The 8,165-nt window shown below is 38.6% G+C and carries 7 protein-coding genes; 5 read left to right on the top strand and 2 right to left on the bottom strand.

The annotated features are described in order from the left end of the window. Together Hs30E_RS09835 and gyrB are read left to right on the top strand one after the other, a co-directional pair. The coding region (locus tag Hs30E_RS09835; RefSeq protein ID WP_308780834.1) for a transposase family protein at positions 1 to 181 on the top strand (181 nt) is incomplete at its 5' end. Positions 182 to 314: 133 nt separating this feature from the next. Further along, a complete protein-coding gene (gene gyrB / locus Hs30E_RS09830) occupies positions 315 to 2,276 on the top strand; it encodes a DNA topoisomerase (ATP-hydrolyzing) subunit B (RefSeq protein ID WP_371864151.1) in 1,962 nt (653 codons plus the stop codon). 120 nt (positions 2,277 to 2,396) lie between these two features. On the opposite strand, the gene Hs30E_RS09825 is transcribed toward gyrB, so the two are convergent. Beyond that, entirely contained in the window at positions 2,397 to 3,776 is a 1,380-nt protein-coding gene (locus tag Hs30E_RS09825) for an ISNCY family transposase (protein WP_172209780.1), read from the bottom strand. 180 nt (positions 3,777 to 3,956) lie between these two features. Between Hs30E_RS09825 and Hs30E_RS09820 the strand changes: the two genes are divergently transcribed. The 3 genes from Hs30E_RS09820 to Hs30E_RS09810 all read left to right on the top strand — a co-directional run bounded on the left by Hs30E_RS09820 (position 3,957) and on the right by Hs30E_RS09810 (position 6,399). Next, positions 3,957 to 5,834: a trypsin-like peptidase domain-containing protein gene (locus Hs30E_RS09820; protein WP_172209779.1), complete on the top strand. Its 1,878-nt coding sequence runs from the start codon at positions 3,957 to 3,959 to the stop codon at positions 5,832 to 5,834. Positions 5,835 to 5,946: 112 nt separating this feature from the next. Continuing rightward, positions 5,947 to 6,087: a hypothetical protein gene (locus Hs30E_RS09815; RefSeq protein ID WP_172209778.1), complete on the top strand. Its 141-nt coding sequence runs from the start codon at positions 5,947 to 5,949 to the stop codon at positions 6,085 to 6,087. Positions 6,088 to 6,114: 27 nt separating this feature from the next. Next, the gene (locus Hs30E_RS09810; RefSeq protein WP_172209776.1) at positions 6,115 to 6,399 is read left to right on the top strand and encodes a hypothetical protein; all 285 of its coding nucleotides are present in this window, start codon (positions 6,115 to 6,117) and stop codon (positions 6,397 to 6,399) included. 118 nt (positions 6,400 to 6,517) lie between these two features. Here the strand turns inward: Hs30E_RS09810 and serS are convergent, their stop codons facing one another. Next, positions 6,518 to 7,786 (bottom strand): serine--tRNA ligase, encoded by a 1,269-nt coding sequence (serS, locus tag Hs30E_RS09805; RefSeq protein WP_172209775.1) that lies wholly within the window; start codon positions 7,784 to 7,786, stop codon positions 6,518 to 6,520. Positions 7,787 to 8,165: the final 379 nt, after the last annotated feature.

The raw sequence follows: 8,165 nt of genomic DNA, 5'->3' as shown, positions 1-8,165 counted from the left end.
CCCTTTAACTTCCGAGGATAAGAAAGAGAATCGCCGTATTTCAAGGGAAAGAATTTTGATTGAGAATATCAATGCTAAAATCAAAACCTTTAAGTGTATGGCTCAGAAATATCGTAATCGAAGAAAGAGGCACTTACTTCGGGCGTCCTTAATTTGTGGTATTATCAATTTCGAAATTTAATTTCGGGAGAAGTCTATTAAAACAAAAGTCTATACGACAAGAACGGTCACGCTTTGGCTAGCAAGTCAGAACGTGATTTTTTTGGCAAAATATGGTATAATTTAATTAATATGTGCATTGAAAGAGGTTAGATTTGACAACAGAAGAATTGCAAGCCATACAAGATAAAAAAGAAAAAGCAGCGGAATATGATGCCAGTCAGATTCAGGTATTGGAGGGGCTAGAGGCCGTTCGCATGCGTCCAGGGATGTATATTGGCTCGACCAGTGGCGAAGGGCTTCATCATCTCGTTTGGGAGATTGTTGATAACTCGATTGACGAGGCGCTGGCTGGTTTTGCAACGCATATCGAGGTTTTTATCGAGCCAGACAACTCGATTACTGTCGTTGATGACGGTCGCGGGATTCCTGTCGGCATTCAAGAAAAAACAGGTCGCCCTGCGGTTGAGACCGTTTTTACGGTACTCCATGCGGGTGGTAAATTTGGCGGTGGGGGCTATAAAGTCTCGGGTGGTCTACACGGTGTTGGCTCATCAGTTGTTAATGCCCTATCAACTCAGCTTGATGTCAATGTTTTCACGCAAGGCAAGCAGTATTTCCAAGAATATCATCGTGGTGTTGTCGGTGATGATTTGAAATTGGTCGGAGAGACTGATAAACATGGCACAACCGTCCATTTTACACCAGATCCAGAGATTTTCACGGAAACGATTGAATTTGAGTTTGAAAAATTGGCTAAACGTGTGCGTGAACTTGCTTTCCTCAATCGTGGTTTGCGCATTTCGATTACGGATAAACGCCCAGATGATGTCGAAACGCGGCATTATCACTATGAGGGTGGGATTCAGTCCTACGTTGCCTATCTCAATGAAAAGCGGACAACTTTGTTTGAACCCGCTATTTTCACGGAGGGCGAGCTTGACGGTATCGCAGTTGAAGTTGCCATGCAATATACAGGCGATTATAATTCGACTGTTTTATCATTTGCCAATAATATCAGTACCCACGAGGGCGGTACGCATGAGCAAGGGTTCAGAACGTCGCTGACGCGTGTGATTAACAATTATGCTAAAACGAATAAAATTTTAAAAGAAAATGAAGAAAATCTGACAGGCGAAGATGTGCGTGAGGGCTTGACGGCAGTTATTTCAATCAAGCACCCCAACCCACAATTTGAGGGACAAACGAAAACGAAACTTGGTAATTCAGAAGTTTCTGGTATTGTCAATAAATTATTCAGCGAAGAATTTGGGACATTTTTATTAGAAAATCCGCAAGTTGCTAAAAAAATCGTTGAAAAAGGTATTCTTGCTAGTAAAGCGAGAATCGCTGCTAAACGGGCGCGTGAAGTCACACGGAAAAAATCCGGTCTTGAAATTTCAAATTTGCCAGGAAAATTGGCTGATTGTGCCTCAAATGATCCTTTTCAAACAGAATTATTTGTCGTCGAAGGAGATTCGGCTGGTGGTTCAGCTAAGTCGGGTCGAAATCGTGAATTTCAAGCAATTCTGCCGATTCGGGGTAAGATTCTCAATGTCGAAAAAGCTAGCATGGATAAAATTCTTGCTAATGAGGAAATTCGTTCCTTGTTTACGGCAATGGGAACAGGATTTGGTGCAGATTATGATGTGTCCAAAGCGCGTTATCAAAAATTGGTCATCATGACCGATGCCGATGTTGATGGGGCGCATATTAGAACGCTTTTGCTGACCCTTTTCTACCGTTATATGCGCCCAGTTGTTGAGGCGGGGTATGTTTATATTGCACAACCGCCGATTTACGGGGTCAAATTAGGCGATAAGATTACCTACATTCAGCCAGGGGTCAATCAAGAAACGGAGTTGCAACAAGCGATTCTTGAGATGACAACGGGCAATCGCAAGCCAATTGTTCAGCGTTATAAGGGGCTTGGCGAAATGGACGATCATCAGCTTTGGGAAACGACCATGGATCCGGAGCAGCGTACTATGGCGCAAGTCAGCGTAGATGATGCGGCCGAGGCAGATGCGATTTTTGACATGCTCATGGGCGACCGCGTTGAGCCACGCCGTGATTTTATTGAGGCGAATGCACAGTATTCTACTATTGATATTTAGGGGTATATAACAATGTCAAGCGAAAGTGAAAATGTCCCAAAAAAAGTCTAAACATGAGTTACGTTTTTCTAAAGCAAAATTTGCTTTTAGATTCCATTTTTGATATGATTGAGTTATGATCTAGGCTGAATTTTCAGCTTGATATTCCAGAAGCGTCTTACCGATTCTTCTGAGATACTTTTCGAAAGATGCAAGTTTCCACGGATGAGACTGTTGGGGAATATACTTGCGTTTTTCTTTTTTGCCTTCTTTGGGTTGATCAAATTCTTCTGAGTAAATTTCATGTGTTAGTAACTTTCTTGAGCTATAAATCTTGTCCTCGATATTGATATAAATATTACCGTCAAAGGCTTCTATAACAAGTGCCTTAGATTTTTTAGTAAAGTACATTTCCTTGTCTCCTTTAATTGGTAAGTAGAAGTGATTGTTATAACGGATGTGGTGACCACTGTCAACGACACGTTTCGCCACGCGAGCTAGCAGTAAATTAATCGTAGAAGCTGAAGGGGCCTGTTCAAAAACGGTCTCTTTTGTTTTATTGCCAAACTTTTGGTTGAACTGTCTGACCCATTTGTTTAGAAAGTCATTAGCGTCTTCAATTGTTGTAATTCCAGCTCTTTGTAGGTCAATCGGTAATCTTGACTGTAAAGTCCCATTTAAACGTTCTACTCGTCCTTTAGCTTGAGGTATGGACGAAGTTTTGACATCAATCCCTAACTGATGACAAGCAAAGCCAAACTGTGTTAAAGTATCGTCTTCCATTTTTTTCCTCGCTTTTTTATGATACTCGAAAACCGTTCTCTTATCAGTCAAGAAAGCGACAGGGATGCCATGTTTAGTTAAGATTTGATGTAAGACATGATAATATCCTTTGAGTGTCTCTTGTGTATCGAAATAAGCGCCTACGATGTTTCCAGAGGCATCATCAATTGCGACATGTAGATGTGTGATTTGTCCACCAAACCATTGATAAGAGCTAGCGTCCATTTGTATTAATTCCCCACTGTATTTCTTTCTCGGCCTGCTTGGATGTGCTTTTTCGACTACTTCTAATCTTTCTTCTGCTTTGTGAAGTAGTGCAGTTTCTTGTGTCTGACTTTCTTTTTTCTTTTGTATCGCCTTGATTCTTCTTCTCGTTTTCCTTTGGGACTTTGGAGAGAGTAAGCCATCGCTATATATGATTGCCCGTATGGTTGTGTCAGAGTAATGAATGTCCTCAATTTCTGCTAGTATTTCAGTGAAATGTTTGATGTTTGGGGTTAGGTCTTGATAGGCTTTATAGTGTTTGATAATTTTTTCCTTGATTTCAAAGGAGATGGCGTGGGCAGGTCTCATGCCTCTATTGCCGTGTACAAAGGCTTGTTTCCCTTTTTCTTGATAAGCTTTGAGGAGGCGATTGACTTGTCTAAGAGACAGACCAAGCTCGACACTAGCACGTTGTTTCTTTTTCTTACCATCGTGTACTAACTTGATAACACGATACTTTTTCAATTCATTCACAGTGAGTAATATCCTTTTCATAAGTATTAGTTTAACATTTGGGACATTTTATGTTTCGACCTACTTAGGACATTATCACTTTCGAATGATAAGAAAAATAAATAAATTAAAAAAAAGGTTGCATTAGAAACTATTTTGCGTTATAATAAAGCTAGTTCTAAAAAGAAGGAGAATTAAATTATGAACTTTAAGAATGTCTCAAATCATCTTTTAAATCCAAAAAAGATGATGGCTGCAACGCTTTTGGCGCTGTCCCTTGTGGGTGGTGCAGGTTATGCGACAGTATCCGCAGATGAAAAACCGCAAACAAGAGTAGTCATTGGCGAAGATACGCGCCAACTTATCACGGATTTTACAAATCAACCTTACCGTGCAACGGTTAAAATGATCGTTCGTTTTCCAGATGGTTCAAGAGTTGTTGGTACAGGTGTCCTTGTTGCGGATGATTTTGTGGTAACATCTGCCCATGTTGTTTATGATGAAACTAGAGGTGGTCGTGCAGTGGCTGCTGAGGTAACTGCTGGTAGTGGTAGTGCTCAAAACATTGGCGTAGTTCGTGCTGACGGCGAAGATCATTTCTTTTCGGCAACTAATTATACTAAAGGATATGCAGACCATGATTTGGGTGGCATCAAACTTGATGGTAGCTTAAGCAGTGCTGGTAAATTGGAAATTCAAGAAACTATATCAGCTAATGAAACATTACGTTTGTCAGGTTATAAAGGCATTTATCTCTATACCAGTACAGGAACAATTAATAGTTTGTCAACAGATAAAGTAGCTTATACGATGGATTCTGAAGCTGGTACTTCAGGCGGTAGTGTTGTCAACAGTAACAATAAGCTAGTTGCGATTCATCATGGAGGTACGACAGTAACAAATAGTGCTGCCCGCTTGACTGGTAGTAATTTGACGCAGTTGAAATCTTGGATGGGGGAAGATGATAAGGATTGGGTTGAACTTTCAGCAGCTAATTTCCCTGATGTGGAGTTTAGAGATATTTTAAGTCAAAGGTATCCAGAGTATATTGAAAATGGGAAAATTCATGTTTCGGCATTTACTAGATTGGAGCTTTCTCCTTCTTTCAATGATCGTGTCAATGGAAAAAACATCAGTGATTTAAAAGGGATTGAGTATTTCAAGAATTTAACAACTTTATATTGTTCCGGAAATAGATTAACCACTTTGGATGTTTCAAAATTAACGAAATTGGAAAAATTGATATGTGATAATAATAAATTAATTAGCTTAGATGTTTCAAATTTGACAAATTTAGTTTATTTGTGGTGTGACTATAACCAATTGACTAGTTTGGATGTAAGCAATTTATCTAAATTAGAAGAGATTTTTTACCAAAGTCAAGCTCCTAATTTCGATTTAATTGGTTGGTATAGTGAGGAGTCTTGGGTTGAGTTGTCAGCTAAAAATTTCCCTGATGAGAATTTTAGAAAATATCTTCAAGAAGAATATGCTAAGTATTATATAGAAGATATGAAAAATGGGAAAATTAATGTTGAGGTACTGGAATATATCCATTTGGAGAATAGTTCAAAAGTAAAAAATCTGACTGGTATTGAAGTATTCAAAAATTTGCATGGTTTGAGTATTTATAAAACTGAAATAACTAGCGTAAGTGTATCTAATTTTGAAAAGCTACATGATTTAGAGATCGAGGGTAATGATAAGTTGACTCACCTAGATATTTCGAATTTACCAGAGCTAGAGTATTTGCGTTTTTGTGAAAATAATTTCACAGGTAAGCTAGTTGTCTCTAATCTACCAGTTTTGTGGAGTTTTGACTGTGATAATAATAATCAACTACCAAGTTTAGAAGTTTCCAATTGTCCAGAGTTGAATAATATATATTGCGAAAATAACAAATTATCAAGTTTAGTAGTTTCAAATTTACCTAAACTGGCCTATCTAGTCTCTGGGAATAATCAATTAACTAGCTTGGACGTAAGTAATTTACCTGAGTTGAGACGTCTTTCTTATGATGAAACTGTCAATGTAACTGGTTGGGATTTTGATGCTTATCAATCAATCATCACGCAATAGGAGATAAAAGCAACTTAAAAATTTATTAGAATTGTAGACAAAGTGTGATAAATTTTCGCACTTTGTTTTTTATTGGAAAGATACAAATGTATTGATATACCCTAAATTGTCCATGTTAAAGTGTGACGAAAATGCTCAAGCAGAAGATTTTACTGTATTGGGATGGACTGAGAAAAAGTTGTGGGTTGAGTTGTCAAAAGCTAATTTTCCTGATGAAAATTTTAGAACGACTTTGAAAGAATTGTATCCTTAATATATTGAAAATAATAGAATTAATATTGTGCCAATAACAGATATAAGTATGTGGGGTTCAACTGCAGCGCATGAAATTAAAGATTTTACAGGAATTAACCTTTTTAAAAATTTAGTTCGTTTTTATTGCATTTCTGATGAATTAACAAGTTTAGAGATTTCAGATTTACCATCATTGTTACAGTTCGATTGTTATAATGATACGCTAACAAGTCTGACTGTTTCAAACTGTCAGAAATTGGATAATACTATCTTTCGTAATCTTTATTGGAATAAAGATGTATCTGGTTTTAGCTTAAAATGGGATAAATAGTATTGAAGTCAAGTAGTTAATTATTTAGAAAATCGTGTAGCAACTAATCCTACACGATTTTTTTATAAAAAAAGTCTCTCCTCTATTAAGAGAAAAGACTTTTCACGATATAAATCATTTATCCAATCACATCAACGCCACCAAGATAAGAACGCAACACCTCAGGCACAGTCACAGAACCGTCAGCATTTTGATAATTTTCCAAAATTGCTGCGACCGTTCGACCGACCGCAAGACCAGAACCATTCAAAGTGTGTAGCAGTTGTGTTTTGCCGTCAGCATCACGATAACGAATCTGCGCACGGCGAGCTTGGAAGTCTTCTGTATTGGAACAACTTGAAATCTCACGGTAAGTATTTTGGGCAGGAATCCAGACTTCCAAATCGTAAGTTTTAGCGGCAGAAAAGCCCATGTCGCCAGTTGATAACGTGACAACGCGATAAGCAAGGCCAAGTTTTTGCAGAATATTTTCAGCATTTTCAAGCATTTTATCAAGCTCTTGATAAGAGGCTTCGGGTTTTGCAAACTTGACCATTTCAACTTTATGAAATTGGTGGAGACGAATGAGACCACGCGTATCACGCCCCGCAGAACCAGCTTCAGAGCGGAATGACGGACTCATAGCCGTGAAATAAATCGGCAACTTAGCACCATCAATAATCTCATCACGATAATAGTTAGTCAAAGGCACCTCAGCAGTCGGAATCAAGACGAAATCGCTATCAGCAAGCTCGAAAGTATCTTCCTTGAACTTAGGATATTGCCCAGTACCGTACATTGAGTCGTGGTTGACCATGTAAGGCGTAATCATCTCCGTGTACCCCTCTTTGGCATGCTCATCCAGCATAAAATTGTAGACAGCGCGCTCAAGGCGTGCGCCTAAACCTTTGTAGAAAAGAAAGCGTGACCCCGTGACTTTAGCGCCACGTTCCCAGTCGAGAATGTCGAGTTTTTCACCCAAATCCCAATGCGCTTGTGGCTCGAAGTCAAAACTTGGCACCTCGCCGACCCGTTTGAGTTCAACATTATCAGCCTCATCAGCGCCGACAGGAACATCATCAGCAGGCAAGTTTGGTATCATTTCAAGGCGTGCTGTCACTTTTTCATCAAATGCTGCCAATGCCGCATCAAGTGCCTTGATTTTTGCCGAAACCTCCTGCATTTGTGCGATTGCGGCGCTTGCATCTTCCTTATTGCGTTTGGCTAAGCCAATGGCATCAGAAACCTCATTACGTTGCTTTTTGAGACTTTCCGTTTCAATGATGAGCTCACGCTTTTTAGTATCCAACTCACGAATTTCATAGAGTTTCTCAACAGAAACGCCACGTGTTTTGAGTTTTGTCTCAACAACATCAAAGTGATTGCGAATTTTTTTAATATCTAACATCATTTTCCTCCAAAAAATACCGTCAAAATAATAGTAGGGCGTTCGTAAACACGGTTCCACCTACTTTACCTTGACGGTATCTCATTTATTTTATCAATTTTAAACACGGTAGAATTTCATCTTGATCTAAGCATGACTTGCAGCGACCGTCACATTTCTGAAAACAAAGTGTCAAAATTACTTATCCGTTACCTTAATTATAACAAGTCAATCGAAAATAATCAACTTTTTCTCTTGCTAAATTTTTTCTTGTATCATTCGAAAGTGATAATGTCCTAAGTAGGTCGAAACATAAAATGTCCCAAATGTTAAACTAATACTTATGAAAAGGATATTACTCACTGTGAATGAATTGGAAAAGTATCGTGTTATCAAGTTA

Origin of the sequence: Pseudolactococcus hodotermopsidis, assembly GCF_011170085.1 — a bacterium.
Classification (GTDB): domain Bacteria; phylum Bacillota; class Bacilli; order Lactobacillales; family Streptococcaceae; genus Pseudolactococcus; species Pseudolactococcus hodotermopsidis.
This window is presented reverse-complemented; position numbering and strand designations above follow the sequence as displayed.

Bases quoted from the DNA above. Each gene is read 5' to 3' on its own strand.
- Hs30E_RS09820 (WP_172209779.1), top strand. From the start codon at position 3,957: ATGAACTTTAAGAATGTCTCAAATCATCTTTTAAATCCAAAAAAGATG.
- Hs30E_RS09815 (WP_172209778.1), top strand. From the start codon at position 5,947: ATGTTAAAGTGTGACGAAAATGCTCAAGCAGAAGATTTTACTGTATTG.
- serS (WP_172209775.1), bottom strand. From the start codon at position 7,786: ATGTTAGATATTAAAAAAATTCGCAATCACTTTGATGTTGTTGAGACA.